This window comes from Halorhabdus utahensis DSM 12940 (assembly GCF_000023945.1).
Taxonomy (GTDB): domain Archaea; phylum Halobacteriota; class Halobacteria; order Halobacteriales; family Haloarculaceae; genus Halorhabdus; species Halorhabdus utahensis.
In genome coordinates this window covers 2,063,011-2,077,700 of the sequence record NC_013158.1, presented here as the reverse complement: position 1 = coordinate 2,077,700, position 14,690 = coordinate 2,063,011, and the positions used below count along the sequence as shown (strand labels likewise).

Genomic DNA, 14,690 nt, shown 5'->3' with positions numbered 1-14,690 from the left:
ATTACGCACGCCTCCCGACCTCTTCAAGGAGCTCGTTGAATCCAACAGTAGTTACTGATCCACTGCTGTCCCGCATTGGAACACGGTTGCCATTGTCGTCAATCGTTGTCTGGTAATACACCGGATGTATTTCGGCACCGGATGTCTCAGTGATGAGACTGTTTACGTTTTCACTTTCCCTGAGACGGGTGTTCACGTACTGCTTGAATTCATCAAAGTAAAGGTGCGGTTCGAGTCCCTGCTCCTGCTCGAACTCTTCCGCCAGATGATCTGCCTTCGTTGCGATAATCATCACGTCCTTTCCATTGGTCGCTTGCAAGATGCTGAAATACTCGGATATTTCGAGGGGCTGATTATCGACGAATCGTTCGACATCGACGACAAACATTAGCGTGTCAGCTTCATCTACCCCATCTCTGAGACGCTGAGTAGTTGTGTCGAGGTCTTCTTCTGAAACCGCGCCAGTAATCGCGTCCGGCAATCGTGATAAATACTCTCCCGCGTAATCTACTCCAGAAAGGCTTACGTTGGTCGGAAATACAGAACCATGAACGTATTGGAAGCCGAGTTCTTTCAATTCACCCCGCCCAGTCGCTTCGACAATCCATTCGGAGTTGTTTTGATCCAACGCTTCAATCATCGACATCAGATCTTCCGTTGGTTTTAATGGGGTGTCACTGTTGTCCTGGGAAGACCACTCAAGCGCCTCAAGATATGCCCCGATGAGAAAAAGACTCTTCCCCGAGGCTCGCGGCCCTAGGATGAAGAAATTCTTTTCAGCATCATACTGAACGAACCGCTTCACAACAACGAGGAATAACCCACTAAACGCCAAGTTACTAACAAGGCTGTCGTCGTTAAGCCCGATAGTCGGTGACTGAATCTGTTGTAACTCAACCGTTTCACTGGTTACATTGAGTATCTCCGGATACTGTACGTGTAACTCAAGCAGGCTTACAATAGTAAACGCAGCCAATAAATAGAACAGCATTTGGGAAGCACGCCGAAATTCAAACGCCTGAGCCGTGTGCACTTTAAACAGATCACGGCCACCACCGAGAATCAATCCGGCAGCGGTACCGCCGAGAAGCCACGGAAAGCTTGCAACGAAGCTCACATTCGGAAGGAACAGGCCCCGAGCTTGGAGACCAAGCAACGCAATCGCTAGGCCGATCCAGAGGAGCACAGCCTGAATTCGTTTCTTCGGATCGATCGTCATGAGGATCAAGAGACCAACGAAGACCCCAAATATTGCAACGCTTATTGGTTCTAATTCAACCCCAAAAAGAAGACGTAGGTCGAAAATGGAACGAACGATGTTTGAGTTCCACCACCCATTACCCAGCATTTGGGAGACGGGCCATGATAGCACAAGTATCAATATGAAATATCCCAGCAGTAGTAACTTCTCCCGGCTTTTCCGTACGTAGTTAATGATATTATTTGCCATGATATCACCTTAATCCTCGATTGAATCGGTAGTCGAAGTGTGATCAATTTGGTCGTAATAGTCAGTAAGTAGGTCGTCAACGATAGCAGACTCATCACGGAGGTAAAAGTCGACATCGTCATCGTATTCCATATTCAATAGACCATTCCGACGAACGAAATAGCCGTCTTCCAATCCATAGCTGTGGTGGACGAGAATATCGTCCCCGATCTCCGATTCCCGGTTACGGTAACCGTTATGATAGCCATCAGCCTGCACAACTTTCCTGATATTATCCAGAAACACACCATCAATGAAGACAGTAAGACCAATATCCCATGGACCACCTAACTCTGCTGCCCAGCTAGTATAGGGACTCTCAGTCCGTTTTCCACTCCCCCCGAGATCAAATGCCCCGCTGAACGTTTCCTCGAAATCGATAGCGTCGTTGTCGATATATCCAACCGCATCACTCAAGACTGCAAGCCGGACTTTCAACTCGTCGTATCGTGTCCGGCCCTTGGATAATTTGCGTCGGCGTAGTCCGGTATATTGCTGATTTCGAGCGTTCTTAGAGAGCTCTTCCAGATTATTTCGAACGCGCTGATTCTCCTCCCGGCTATTGAAGAAGTCGCTATCAGCGATGGTTTCGTTGCCTGTTGCGCGGAACACATCCTCGGGCTGGACGTTTTTGACGTAGACGTAGTCCTCATCCTGGGTCGAGACAGATTGCTCGGATTTGTCTTCATATTCCTCCCACTTGCTCCGGAAGGCGGCCGTCCGTTCGGTCCACGTATCGCGGCGATTGTTGAGATTTTGGAACAACGAAATCGTTGGATCGAACTTGTCGATTTGTTCCTTGACCGTGTCGAGCTTCGTCTCGATCTCCTCCTTCTCAGCCTCGATGTCCTCCGTTTCGCCGATTTCATCCCAAAAGGCGTTCCGGACAGTCTCCCGTAGTTGATCCTGGCTCGGCTTGGCTTCGGTCAATAACGACTGAAGCGAACGCGGGTATTCTTCAGAAAGCGAATCAACCCGGGTTCGGAGTTCGTCCACAATGTTCTCCTGAAGTTGCTCACGTTTTTCATGGACATCGTCGATGACCTGTGTGGAGTCGTACAAAATATCTGCAGTGAATTGGCCACCGGGTGGCCCTATCTCGATGATCCCGTTGTTCGCTAGTTTGTTTTTCTGCATCTGATAGTCCTTGTGAGCCTGCTGTTTGTCCTCTTCCGTGGAACTCTGCCACGGAGTCAGCCGCTCGAACGTTCCCTCCTCCTGGTTGAGTTTGAGGAAGGCGATTCTCGCCTTTTTGAGCTGAGATAACGACCCCTCTATGTCCTGGCGTTGCGACTGGAATTGGATACCCACACTGGTCAACGTATCCTGAATCGAATCCAAGGTCGAGGAAATCGGCGTCGAATCGGCCGTCTCTACCTCGTCCGGACTCTCAGCATTGATGATGTATTGAACATACGAGTCAAGTTCACCCGCAAGTGTATTCAGTTCACGTTGCAGTTCGTCAATATCGATCGCCTGGAGCTTCTCGATATGTTCCTGGCTTGCCCGGAACCACTCCGAAGTCAATCGCTCGACTTCATCCGATTGCTCGCTCCGTGCGGCTTCGAGTTCAGATTCGACACTCTCGAGTTCATCCTCAAGCCGTTCGCGTTGATCGGATAAGTCCTCGAGTTGGGCCTCGATACGCTGCAATTTCACGCCGGGCGTCGCGTTCGTATTCCCCGATTTTATCAAGTACTCAATCGCATCCCGGATCCGATTGTCCTCGATTACTTTGCGCTGCTCCAAGAGGTTTTTCCGCTGGGCAACGAGTCGGAGATCACGTTCCAAGATCTGGGCCAGGTTCTCGTCAATATTATCGACAAAAGAAGCAGATTCCTGGCCCGTTGCATCAACCGCTCGAAGGGACGCAGAGACGAGTTCGATCTGTTCGATTATATCTTCCCCTTCCGACCGAGCATCTTTGAGGATATCTCTGAATACATCCAAAGAATGGTAATTAAGTTCATTGAATAAGTCAAACTCAAGGAAATTCTCTACCTCTTCTATACGTTCTGTTAGATTTGCGACATCGAGATCACGAAGGCCTGGTTCGACATCCTCGACGTCATAATGTTTTGTTAAGAAGCGTTCGACCTCAGAATATATTTCTTCTTCAACACTAAGAGCCTCCTCTTTGTCTGTGAGTATTGCACGGATTGCATCTCGGGCTTCGTTGATGGCTTCAACGTTGTATCGAAGTACTTGCGGAATACCGATGGTAAAGGGCGCATATTTCGGCGTCCCAGCAAACGGATCTTCGAGGCCCTCAGTGTTGTAATACGCCGCGATGAGATAAATGGCTGCCTCGTCGAATTCGCGCAAGTACTGCCCGGTTTGAATTCGGTTGCCGGTTTTCCCGTCGAAATCGGTCGGATCGATCGGCAACAAGACAATATCCTTAAATATGTTCTTGTCATTTAGACTGATATATTCGAGTTCGGAGAGTGCAGCGAACGCATTCGTGTTCTCTTTGATTCCTTCAGTATGGTTCGGCATGACGCCAAACAGCGTGATTTCGGCGGTGCGTTGTCGCTGTTGGAGGTGCCGTGCCAAGTCGATGAGAATACCCGATCCCGTCCCCCCTCCTAGCCCGGCGATGACAGCGACCTTACCTTTGCTCGGAAGGTCAATGTATGAGGAGATCGAATTATCTTCAGCATACGATTTATAATAGATCGCTTTCCCCAACCCTCGTTTTCGAACGACACCTTTCGCAAAATCCAAATTCTCGTTGATATGGTTCTCCTTGATCCACCAGTTCTCTTGCTCCATTCCCGCTCCAGAGGTAATTCGGGGAACGGCGTCATCACCGAGTAGATCGATGCTTCCGCTCAGCTGGATGTCTTCAGTAATCAATTTATATTGAATATCTATCGTTCCGGTACGCCCCTGATCGGAGTCACGAAGGTCAGACTCGATCGACTCGATCCGGTTGCGAATGGATTGGAGTCGTTGCTTGTCCGTGTTCTCTTCACCCTCGGCAGTATCGATGACGGTGACAGTTACTGAATGAGGGTTCGGTCGTGGTTTGAGAATGTCCTCAAGAACCCAATTCGCCTCCAGTAATCGGAGAGTGATTTCTTTACCGGCACCGCCAACTGCGAAAATCCGATCGGGCAGGTTCATGTTCGTCAGAAGTGCAATCAGGCGCCTAATATATATCAGTTACTCTTCGCTTAATCACAACTGAACAACTGATTAGATAGATGTCAATATGTGCCAATGATATTCCTCCGTAAATCAGAAACGGACTGATATCGCTCGGTCGGATCAGCCGCGACGGCCGTACGTATCACCGGATCCAAGGAGTTCGGAACAGCAGCGACGGCTGATGGGTCCGGAATTTCTGAATTTCGTATTTTGGCGCGAAGATTATTCGTGTTCTCGAACGGATGCCGGCCGGTCAATATACGGAACGCTAGCATTCCAGCGCGATACACGACGGTCGTTTCGGACATGTTCCCGTTGAGTTGTTCGGGGGCAGTATATTGTGAGATGAATTCACTTTCAGTGAGATTCCGTATTTGGGGAGTCAGACCCCAATCCGTCAGCAATGGCTCGAGTGACTGATTGACATCATTCAATACGATAGTATCCGGCGAAAGCGAGGCGTGTGGGATATTGTATAGCGAGCCGGTATACAATCCCTCAAAGATTGACGTGAGCACCTGAATCTTATCAGCTTCCGGCAGGTCATCGATGTGGTCCTCGAGTCCACTTGTTCCGCCCTCGTAGATAATCCACGGTCTGGGTGTCTCATCCCAATCGAAGACAGTAGATATCTGTGGGTTTTGACTGATTCCGGCCCACCGCGTTGCGCCTTCCGAAAACGCTTCAATGAGATCGTCATCATCGACATACTCGGGATTGAGCGTACTGACCATGTGGCGGTGATCAGCGCTTGTTCGTGTCGAAGCGAGAGTCGCAGTGTAGTGCCAGACAACTCCTCTCTCTGAGACGGTATTCGATATCTCTTGTATGGGATCAATCTCATTCGACAGTCTGTCCGGAATGTTCGATGGAGAACCGCCGGTGAAGTGGTCGTCCGAAAGATGAGTGCTAGACCGCTCTGTTTGACTGTCGCTTGTCGATTCTGTCATTCCGCCTGTCTGCGCTTCGATCTTCGTTTGTGATTGTTGAGTTTCTCCAGAGCCGAATATCTCTTCCAGGATTTGATTGCCCGAAATGTGCTCAACAAATTCCGCTTCGAGGTCGGCCCTGATATCCGCTGTAGCCTCCTGGTCGATTTCGTCACCGGAGACTACCTCAAGTATGCCCGCGATGCCCGGAACGGTATCTGGCGAAGACGAAGCGGGTTCGATTCGTCGTGTTACTGATTGGCTTGAGAGTTTTCCAACGACCATGATAGATACGGCGATATTATATACATCATCCCGAGAGTTAGTTCCCGCAAATGACTGTATCGATGAATCGGTCATGCGGAACAGTTTGCATACATAATCTCCGGTCGAGCCATCGAGTGAGTACTCAATATCGAGGCAGTCTTCTAACGTCGCTATCGTTTGGTCCCGTACTTCTGACTCGTGATCCGCTTGTTCCAGTATTGTTCCGAGAATGTCGAGAAGTTTCTCATCATGTGGCCCGTTAAGTGAATGACAACAGACCCGAACGAGTCGACGAGCCGGGATGCCACTGGGTCCCTCTTGTTCGATTCCCACGTACAGCGCGTCCAAGACGTTACTCCAGATGATCCCCGACGATGTCTCAAAATCACCATCATCGATCAATGATAGAATCGGACCTGCGTTTTTGACAATCGTTTGTGGATTCGATTGGGCGAAATCGAGAAGGTCCGTCGAAGCGTCGATTCCATCCTTCGCAGCGGTGTTATTTCGGATATCTGATAATAATACATCAACCGTCTGATTGTTCCCTGCCCGTGGACTCATACGACAGCTATGATAAGCAAGAGTAGTTAATATTTACTGAAAGTGTATTTCAAAATTAGTAGTTGGCGAAGTATTTGCATCCGCGATCGATTCGTTATGCAGTACCTGCAAAGACCAATACTCAGCCCACGCACGCACCCAAGATCGTCAAAAGACGTTGAAACGAGTCGCCGAATGGGGCCCACTCAGTACTCGCGTTCGATCAGGAAGTCGGCGATGCCTTCCAACAGATCCCGGGACTCGTTGTCGGGGAGCACTTCGAGGTTCCGCTTGCCGTCCCTGATGAGTCCCTCGGCCGTCTCGCGGGCGAAGTCGATGCTGCCGGCTTCCTCTAGCTCGGCAACGGCCTCGTCGATGGTCGCCTCGTCGACGGCGTCGACGTCGTCGGTCGGGACGAGATTTTCGACGTCGACGCCCTGATTGCGGGCGTGGACGGTGATGATCGTCCGCTTGTTCTCGACGAGGTCGCTGCCCCGTTGCTTGCCGAGTTTCTCGCTCGGCGTCGTCAGATCCAGCAGGTCGTCCTGGATCTGGAAGCCCCGGCCGATGTTGAGGCCGTACTGGTAGAGCGGATCGACGTAGTCGTCCTCGCCCATGAGGATCGGCGGGATCGACGCCGCGGCGGCGTAAAGCACCGCCGTCTTGAGTTCGACCATCTCCAGATAGTCCTCGGTCGTGACCGTCTCGTCGGTCTCGAACTCGATGTCCATCGACTGGCCCTCACAGATCTGGGTACAGGTCGTCGCGAGTTCCGACAGCGCCCGGACCGAGCGGTCGCCGGTCGAGCCGGTTTCGAGCATGTTCTCGAAGGCCTTCGCATAAAGAGTGTCACCCGCCAGGATCGCCGTTGAGAGGTCGAACTCCCGGTGGACGGCCGGGACGCCCCGGCGCATGTCGTCGTCGTCCATGATGTCGTCGTGGATGAGCGTAAACGACTGGATGATCTCGATGCTCACCGCGGCGGACATCATGTCGATTGGGCCCTCGGCGGCCGGGAACTCTCGATACGGCTCGCTCCGCGGGAGGACGTCGGCGATCGACTCGGCTACGAGCAGCAGGATCGTCGGCCGGAGTCGCTTGCCGCCGGCGTCCAGCAGGTACCGCGAGGCCTCATAGAGCTTCTTGGGCTCGACGACCGGGAGGTTCTCGGGAATCGCGTCGTTGACCTGCCCGCGTCGCCACTCGATCGCCTCCATGACCGCCTGCGAGTCGACAGTATCCGTCATCGGAAACGGATTATTCGACCAGCGTGATCACGTTACCGTTTCGCGTGACGTGCAGGTCCTCGCCGAGCTCGTAGCCCTCGCTCTCGGCGAGTTCGACGTACGGCGCGAACCCACCCATGCTCTGGTGGGCCGGGATGATGTGTTCGGGTTCGAGTGTGTTGAGCATCTCGTAGTGGCCCTCGCGGTTGAGGTGACCCGAGACGTGGACCTCGTCGTAGATGCGGGCGCCCTGCATCTTCAGTAGCGTCTCGCTCTGGTAGCGCTGACCCTCGTTGGTCGGCTCCGGGATGACGCGGGCCGAGAAGATGACCTTGTCACCTTCTTCGAGTTCGTAGGGCGTGTCGCCACGGCCCATCCGGGTGAGCATCGCGCGGGGTTCGCCTTGGTGGCCGGTGACGATCGGGAGGAAGTTCTCCTTGCCCTCGCTCATGATCCGCTTGAACGTGCGGTCGACGGATTTGCGGTGACCGTACATCCCCAGATCCTCGGGGAACTCGACGAAGTCGAGTCGTTCGGCCGTCCCGGAGTACTTCTCCATCGAGCGACCCAGCAGGACCGGCTGGCGACCGATGTCGTCGGCGAACTCGACGAGACTCTTCACGCGGGCGATGTGAGAGGAGAACGTCGTCGCGACGATGCCGCCGTCGTAGTCCTCCATGCTGTACATGACGTCCTTGAGGTGTTTTCGAGCGACGGACTCACTCGGCGTTCGCCCCTTCTTGCCGGCGTTCGTACAGTCCTCGATGTAACAGAGGACGCCCTCCTCGCCGATCTCGCGGAACCGGTCCATGTCGATCGGGTCGCCGACGACCGGATCGTGGTCCATGCGCTTGTCCAGCCCGTAGACGATCGCACCCTCGGGCGTGTGCAGGACGGGGTTGATCGCGTCGATGATCGAGTGAGTTACGTTGACGAACTCGAGTTCGACGCCGTCGTCGCCGATCGACGTCGTCGCGCCGGCGTCCATCTTCACGAGGTCGTTCTCGACGCCGAACTTCTCCTCGCCCTGGATCTGCTGTTTGACGAGTTCGATCGTAAAGGGCGTCGCCATGATCGGGGCGTCGTAGCGATGGGCGAGCTTGCTGATCGCGCCGATGTGATCGAGGTGGCCGTGTGTCGGCACGATGGCCTTGACGTCACCCTCGATCTCGCTCATGACGCGATCGTCCGGGATCGCGCCCATGTCGATCAGGTCCAGGCTGTGCATCCGCTCGGTCTCGACGTTGTCGTGGATCAGGACCTTCGAGAGGTTCAGGCCCATGTCGAAGATCACGACGTCGTCGCCCGCCCGCACCGCAGTCATCTGTCGTCCCACTTCCTCGTAGCCGCCGATGGTGGCAATCTCGATTTCCATAGTTGTGCCTCCGAGTGGGCCACCCGACGGAAGCCGCAACGGCCGACAGCACCGCACTGTCGATCGCAGCTGCAAGCGGCGTCGACCGCCGTCCGGAAGACCGGACCGACTGGACTGTGAGCCACCGTTCGGCCGCTGGCTCGCAGTCCGGGCGACGACGTGGGCACGTGGTGCCCGACGCCGTCGCGACGGTCGCGTTCGACGTCCATCCGTCGGCCGCCGGTTCCGATCGGGCGGCCGAGCGCTCGGTTATGAGGCTCTATGCGGCGTGGCGGTAAAAACCGTGCGGGTTGCGGCCAGCGCCGCAGTTACTGCTCGTCGTCCTCGCTCTCGGCGGACTCGGACGACGGTTCGTCGGATTCGTCCGTTGGGTCCGCCGACTCACTGGTTGGCACGCTTTCGGGTTCATCCGTTGGGTCCGCCGACTCACTGGTTGACACGCTTTCGGGTTCGTCCGTCGCCTCGGCTGGCCATCCAGTGGGCGCTTCGTCGGGTTCGGACCCCGACGCTTCGGTGGACTCAGCGGGCTCGAAATCGTCCGGGGCAAGCGGATCGTCTTCCCCGGTGGTCGAATCGGATTCGACAGTCGCTTCCGACTCGTCACCCTCGGCCGTCGGGAAGTCGATGTCAGCCGACGCGTCGGTGCCGGTCTCCCCACCCGTGGTATCCGTCTCGGCGGGTGTGTCCGCACCGGCCAGGAAGTCCGGCTCCTCGCCCGCATCACCGGGCGATGCCACGCTTTCGGCAGACACGTCCGTCTCCTCGACCGGCGAGGCTGCCGACCCATCGGGTTCGTCCGTCACCGACGGGCCCTCTTCGTCGACTGTCCCGGTCGGGTCTTCGGTCTCGGCCTCGTCGGTCGATTCCGAATCGATCTCGTCGGCACCGATCCAGTCGTCGGCAGCCGCCTCAGGGTCCCCTGGCGAGGAGTCCTCACCTTCGGGGTCCGGACGTGGCCGGTCGTCGGACTGGGGTGCAGGTCCGTCCTCTGCTGGCGTGGGTCCCCCTGCTGGCTGACTTGCCGGCCCCGTCTCATCGCGGGAGGGGCGTTCCGCGTCCGAAGACGTGGCCCGGGTCGTTTCGGGACCCGCTTGGTCTTGCAGGTCGCGTTGGACTTCCTGAATCCAGTCATCCTCGTCGGCTTCCGTGGGTGTGCTTCGGTCGGATGCCGCCTGTCGTTGGCCAGTCGGTCTCTCAGTTGGTTGAGACTGCACACGGTCTCGCCGCCGAGGTCCTTCGGGTTGTTCTCGCGCGGGAGCGCGCATGACCCGTCGCCGGGCACGGTACCGTTCGGCAGGATCGGGCACGGGTCGCTCGGCTGGCTCGTCATCCGTCTCGCTTGTGTCCTCGGGTTCGTCACGTGCGGCATCGATACCGAGCCGAACGCCCTCGGCGACGACGACGAGGACAATCGTCAGGAACCCGGCCAGCAGGATCAACGCGCCAACCGCGAGCAGTCCCGCGCCGGCGATGAGTTTTACCCCGACGTCGGGTGCCTGCCCGCCGGGCATCCACCCGGGGACGTCGCGGAGGAGGACGAGCCCACCGCCGGCAACCGCTCCGCCGACGATGGCGACTGCCAGGAAATACCCGAACAGTCGCGCCCAGTGGCCCAGACTCTCTTTGAAGGTGATTGCTGCCATGTCGGGGCCAACGCAAACCGGAGGGAAGTAAATTTCGGGGAATCACTCGCCGAGCAGTCGCGGTACCTCACTCGATCGAGATCCCTGGCGAACCGTCACTCACTCGATGAGCGTGCCCGGATTCTCGCCGGCCAGAAACGCCGACAGATCGCCGGGCCCGAAGATCGACGCCGGCGTCCCCACTTCAAGCAACGCTCGGACTTTCCCGGCCATGCCGCCGGTGACGTCGGTCGCCTCGCTCCCGCCGAGGGCCTCGGCCACAGCCGAAAAGTCCGCGATCCGGTCGATCACCGCCCCCGACTCGTCGAGGACGCCCGGCACGCCCGAGCAGAGACCGATCCGGTCGGCCGCGAGCGAGCGCGCGAGGAGCACGACGATCTCGTCGCCGCTCAGGATCGTCGCGCCCGCGCCGGCCTGGACGACCACGTCACCGAAGAGCACGGGGACGAACCCCTCGGCTCGCAGCCGCTCGATCGTGTCCGTCGGTAGCGTCGTTTCACCGTCCGCATCCCGGGAAGCCACCGAGAACGGGTGGACCGGGACCGCCGGCACGCCGGCACCCTGGAGCGCCTCGATCACGTGGTCGTCGAGGCGGCCCATCGCGTCGTGGATCGCGTAGACACCCGTTGCGTCCTGAGACCCCTGCGTGGCGGTGACGCCGTGGGCCTCGGCGTGGTGGTGGCCGAAGCTGCCGCCGCCGTGGACGACCACGAGATCCTCGACATCGGCCGTCCCGATGGCCTCGGCCGCCGCCGCGAGCGCCTCGCTATCGACGGTCTCGGGGGTGTCCTTCTCCGTGATGACGCTGCCCCCGAGTTTGAGGATCGTCGTCACGCGGACTCACCACCCGGAATTGGGACAGCGATCATCGCTCTTCCACCCGGACCCCCTCGGTGTCGAGTTCCGCCCGGAAAGCGTCCTCACACCCGGGCGTATACCGGAGTGCGGTCTCGGTCCCGTCGGTGTCGTCGAGGGCGACGATACACCCGCCGCCACCCGCGCCAGTGAGTTTCGCCCCGCGCGCATCGGCGTCCCGGGCCGCCCAGACCATCGCATCGAGCGACCGCGAGGAGACGCCGAGTGCCGACAGCAATCCGTGGTTGAAATCCATGAGTCGGCCAAGCTCGTCCAGGTCGGCCGCGGCGAGCGCGTCCTCGCCGCGACGGACCACGTCACCGATTGCTTCGACGGTGTCGGCCGCGAAGTCGTACTCCGCCCGCAGCCCGCGGACGCCAGAGACGAGCGCGCCCGTGTCGCCCGAGCCCCCGTCGTAGCCGATCACGAAGGGAAGGTTTGGGACGGCTTCGAGTCGCCGGCAATCGTCGCCCTCGACGCGGACGGCCCCGCCCATCGCCGAGCAGAAGGTGTCCGCCCGCGAGGCCTCCCCGTCCTGGACGGCGTGTTCGACCTGATAGGCCCGGTCGGCGATCTCCTCGGAGTCCAGGGTAACGCCGAGCTCACGGGTCGCAGCGTCGATCGCGGCGACCACCACCGCCGCGGACGATCCCAGCCCCGCGCCGAGCGGGATCGCACTGTCGATGTGGACATCGAAGCCAGCCTCGGGTCGGCCGGTCGCGTCGCGAGCCTGTTCGACCGCCTCGTTGACGTAGCCCATCGCCGCCTCCAACAGCGGTTGCTCGACGTCGACGTCCGGCCGGCCGTCGGTTCCGCCGCTGTACTCGACCGTAAAGCCGTCAAGCGTGAGATCGCCGGCGTCGACCCGGAGCGCTTCGTCGTCTCGGCGCGTGGCCGTCACTGACGCGCGGCGCTCGATCGCACAGGGGACGGCGGGTTCGCCGTAAACCACGGCGTGTTCGCCGAAGAGATATACCTTGCCCGGGGCGCTCGAAGTGACCATGCTCAGGGTTGGGACACCGATTGCCAAGGGCGTTCCGGACTGCCGGCTCAGATGTCGGTCTCGCGGGCGACGTATTGGCCCAGGAGTCCACCCAGCGCACTCAGACCGACGCTATACAGCAGGGCGAAGGTGAGCACGATGATCCCGAAAATGCCAAACAGCGCCGTGATCGAGCCGGCCGTCCCGAACGCCGGCAGGAACGGGATGATCGTCGCCACCACCGTCAGCGCGAACACCAGCGGGATCGCGGCGATAAGTCCGGACAATGCCCCGACGCGGATGGCGGCCGACTCGTCACCGCCCTGGAGGTAGCCTGCGAGAGCCCCGCCGAGCAAGGGTGAGAACGGCAGAAACGTGAGGACGACGGTGGCGACGGCACCGATGACGGCGTTGACGAGTGTATTTCCTTCAGCCATGGGTTCGGGATCGACGGCCGGCGACAAGAACCTTCCCCCGGACGGCGTGGTGAAGACCGCAGTCTCACTCCTCGTCGCTCATCTGCTCGCCGAGTTCGTGACCGAACTGATAACCGCGTTTGGAGACGCTGTAGAGTACGACACTCGCGATCCCGACGACGACGAGCACCACCAGCGCGGTCGGTCCCGACAGCGGGACGTTCCCGACGGTCACGACGACGCCGAAAACGACGAAGACGCCGGTCGTCCACGCCAGCAGTTTCCAGGTTTCCATATACCGTTGTTGGACGACGGATCCCGTATAGGTATCGCCTTCGTGCGGCGGATCGCTCGGCTCCCGACCGGGGGCCTATACCGGGGGCGCCCATGGGTCGCATATGGAACCGACACTCGTCTACGACGACGACTGTGGCTTCTGTACGCGCGCTGCAGCGTTCGTCGCCCGCCACGGCACCGTTGAACTCGTCGGCTTCGCCGAGCTGTCGCCGTCGCTTCGCGAGCGGCTCCCGCCGGAGTACCGCGAGTGTGCCCACCTCGTGACTGAGGACGCCGTCTACTCGTGTGGCGAATCGATCGAGCGCGCGCTGGCCGAAACCGAACTCGTCCCAGCCCCGCTGTTCGGCGTCTTCCGGTCGGTTCCAGGCTACCCGTCACTCAGGGAATGGGGATACCGCAGGATCGCGAACAACCGCGGGACGATCGGCCGGTTGTTGCCGTAGGAGGCGACGACGGCGTTCATGAGCCGTCCTGCCCGCTGATCGATTGCCGGGGCGTACCTTCTTGGCCATTGGCCCCCTCTCATCGTGCATGGAACACGTAACTGTCGCCGGCACCGAGGTCCCCGCCATCGGTATCGGTACCTGGCAAATGGAGCCTGACATCGCGTACGAGGCCGTCAGCGACGCCCTGGACGTCGGCTATCGACACGTCGATACCGCCCAGCTCTACGAGAACGAGGCGGGCGTCGGTCGAGCCATCGCCGACGCCGACGTCGATCGCGAGGACATCTTCCTCACGACGAAGGTCAATCCCCGCCACCGATCGGTCGAGTCGATCGTCGACAGCGTCGAGAACAGCCTCGCAGCGCTCGACACTGACTACGTGGATCTACTGCTGATCCACTGGCCGAACCCGCTGGCCGATCTGGAGACAGTGATGGACGGCCTGAACGAAACCGTCGATCGTGAGATGACGCGCCACATCGGCGTGAGCAACTTCGGGAAGGACCGACTCGATCGCGCGCGCGAACTCTCGGACGCCCCGATCCTGACCGACCAGGTGCTGTTTCACCCCTGGTGGCCACAACGGGAGTTGCTCGCCTACTGCCAGCGCGAGGACGTCATGCTGACGGCCTACAGCCCGCTGGCCAACGGCGCGTTGCTGGACGACGCGTTGCTCGAAGAGATCGGCGAGCGCTACGGCAAGACCGGCCCACAGGTCGCGATCCGGTGGGCGACCCAACACGAGAACGTCGCCACGATCCCGATGTCGACCTCCCAGGAGCACATCGCCGAGAACCTCGACGTCTTCGACTTCAAACTCACGCGCGAAGACCACGACCGCGTGACGCGGCCGTCGTACCTCCAGACCGGGAAGGCACTGTTCGGCGGGATGCTCAGCGGGTAAACGTCGTTCGACCGCGTCGTCGCGAGTCGTGTCGAGAACTGAGTGCAAGCGGAATCCAGTGGTCGATGGCGACGCTCGATCGCTGCCTCATCCGGGTGACCGAATATTTCTTGAAAGGATCCCGTTTGGAGTACAGGGTAGTGTGACGGCACACTAGACTTTTGA

At 58.6% G+C, this 14,690-nt stretch carries 13 protein-coding genes; 3 read left to right on the top strand and 10 right to left on the bottom strand.

The features are described from left to right. Window position 1: 1 nt before the first annotated feature. The 5 genes from HUTA_RS10040 to HUTA_RS10020 form a co-directional block, all read right to left on the bottom strand. The gene (locus HUTA_RS10040) at window positions 2-1,219 is read right to left on the bottom strand and encodes a hypothetical protein (protein WP_245529094.1); all 1,218 of its coding nucleotides are present in this window, start codon (window positions 1,217-1,219) and stop codon (window positions 2-4) included. A 240-nt stretch (window positions 1,220-1,459) separates the two neighbouring features. Continuing rightward, window positions 1,460-4,618: a tubulin-like doman-containing protein gene (locus tag HUTA_RS10035; protein ID WP_015789790.1), complete on the bottom strand. Its 3,159-nt coding sequence runs from the start codon at window positions 4,616-4,618 to the stop codon at window positions 1,460-1,462. Window positions 4,619-4,701: 83 nt separating this feature from the next. After that, a complete protein-coding gene (locus HUTA_RS10030; protein WP_015789789.1) occupies window positions 4,702-6,402 on the bottom strand; it encodes a serine/threonine protein kinase in 1,701 nt (566 codons plus the stop codon). Between the two features lie 185 nt (window positions 6,403-6,587). Then, window positions 6,588-7,628, bottom strand: a complete 1,041-nt coding sequence (gene idsA3 / locus HUTA_RS10025) for a geranylfarnesyl diphosphate synthase (protein ID WP_015789788.1) — start codon at window positions 7,626-7,628, stop codon at window positions 6,588-6,590. Between the two features lie 10 nt (window positions 7,629-7,638). After that, complete coding sequence (locus HUTA_RS10020) at window positions 7,639-8,982, bottom strand: RNase J family beta-CASP ribonuclease (protein ID WP_015789787.1); 1,344 nt, start codon at window positions 8,980-8,982, stop codon at window positions 7,639-7,641. 14 nt (window positions 8,983-8,996) lie between these two features. Between HUTA_RS10020 and HUTA_RS10015 the strand changes: the two genes are divergently transcribed. Further along, a complete protein-coding gene (locus HUTA_RS10015; RefSeq protein WP_049941301.1) occupies window positions 8,997-9,260 on the top strand; it encodes a hypothetical protein in 264 nt (87 codons plus the stop codon). Between the two features lie 30 nt (window positions 9,261-9,290). On the opposite strand, the gene HUTA_RS10010 is transcribed toward HUTA_RS10015, so the two are convergent. From HUTA_RS10010 to HUTA_RS09990, 5 genes are all read right to left on the bottom strand, one after another. Continuing rightward, window positions 9,291-10,625 (bottom strand): hypothetical protein, encoded by a 1,335-nt coding sequence (locus HUTA_RS10010; protein ID WP_015789786.1) that lies wholly within the window; start codon window positions 10,623-10,625, stop codon window positions 9,291-9,293. 99 nt (window positions 10,626-10,724) lie between these two features. Next, a complete protein-coding gene (locus tag HUTA_RS10005; protein ID WP_015789785.1) occupies window positions 10,725-11,459 on the bottom strand; it encodes an isopentenyl phosphate kinase in 735 nt (244 codons plus the stop codon). A gap of 31 nt (window positions 11,460-11,490) precedes the next feature. Next, a complete protein-coding gene (mvk, locus tag HUTA_RS10000; protein WP_015789784.1) occupies window positions 11,491-12,483 on the bottom strand; it encodes a mevalonate kinase in 993 nt (330 codons plus the stop codon). Window positions 12,484-12,530: 47 nt separating this feature from the next. Next, window positions 12,531-12,899 (bottom strand): DUF5518 domain-containing protein, encoded by a 369-nt coding sequence (locus HUTA_RS09995; RefSeq protein ID WP_015789783.1) that lies wholly within the window; start codon window positions 12,897-12,899, stop codon window positions 12,531-12,533. A 64-nt stretch (window positions 12,900-12,963) separates the two neighbouring features. Beyond that, window positions 12,964-13,173, bottom strand: a complete 210-nt coding sequence (locus HUTA_RS09990; protein ID WP_015789782.1) for a hypothetical protein — start codon at window positions 13,171-13,173, stop codon at window positions 12,964-12,966. Window positions 13,174-13,276: 103 nt separating this feature from the next. On the opposite strand from HUTA_RS09990, the gene HUTA_RS09985 reads away from it, so the two are divergent. Next, on the top strand, window positions 13,277-13,618 hold the full coding sequence (locus HUTA_RS09985) for a thiol-disulfide oxidoreductase DCC family protein (protein ID WP_015789781.1): 342 nt from the start codon (window positions 13,277-13,279) through the stop codon (window positions 13,616-13,618). A gap of 88 nt (window positions 13,619-13,706) precedes the next feature. Beyond that, the gene (locus HUTA_RS09980; protein WP_015789780.1) at window positions 13,707-14,525 is read left to right on the top strand and encodes an aldo/keto reductase; all 819 of its coding nucleotides are present in this window, start codon (window positions 13,707-13,709) and stop codon (window positions 14,523-14,525) included. Window positions 14,526-14,690: the final 165 nt, after the last annotated feature.

Bases quoted from the DNA above. Each gene is read 5' to 3' on its own strand.
- HUTA_RS10040 (WP_245529094.1), bottom strand. From the start codon at position 1,219: ATGACGATCGATCCGAAGAAACGAATTCAGGCTGTGCTCCTCTGGATC.
- HUTA_RS10035 (WP_015789790.1), bottom strand. From the start codon at position 4,618: ATGAACCTGCCCGATCGGATTTTCGCAGTTGGCGGTGCCGGTAAAGAA.
- HUTA_RS10030 (WP_015789789.1), bottom strand. From the start codon at position 6,402: ATGAGTCCACGGGCAGGGAACAATCAGACGGTTGATGTATTATTATCA.
- idsA3 (WP_015789788.1), bottom strand. From the start codon at position 7,628: ATGACGGATACTGTCGACTCGCAGGCGGTCATGGAGGCGATCGAGTGG.
- HUTA_RS10020 (WP_015789787.1), bottom strand. From the start codon at position 8,982: ATGGAAATCGAGATTGCCACCATCGGCGGCTACGAGGAAGTGGGACGA.
- HUTA_RS10010 (WP_015789786.1), bottom strand. From the start codon at position 10,625: ATGGCAGCAATCACCTTCAAAGAGAGTCTGGGCCACTGGGCGCGACTG.
- mvk (WP_015789784.1), bottom strand. From the start codon at position 12,483: ATGGTCACTTCGAGCGCCCCGGGCAAGGTATATCTCTTCGGCGAACAC.
- HUTA_RS09995 (WP_015789783.1), bottom strand. From the start codon at position 12,899: ATGGCTGAAGGAAATACACTCGTCAACGCCGTCATCGGTGCCGTCGCC.
- HUTA_RS09990 (WP_015789782.1), bottom strand. From the start codon at position 13,173: ATGGAAACCTGGAAACTGCTGGCGTGGACGACCGGCGTCTTCGTCGTT.
- HUTA_RS09985 (WP_015789781.1), top strand. From the start codon at position 13,277: ATGGAACCGACACTCGTCTACGACGACGACTGTGGCTTCTGTACGCGC.
- HUTA_RS09980 (WP_015789780.1), top strand. From the start codon at position 13,707: ATGGAACACGTAACTGTCGCCGGCACCGAGGTCCCCGCCATCGGTATC.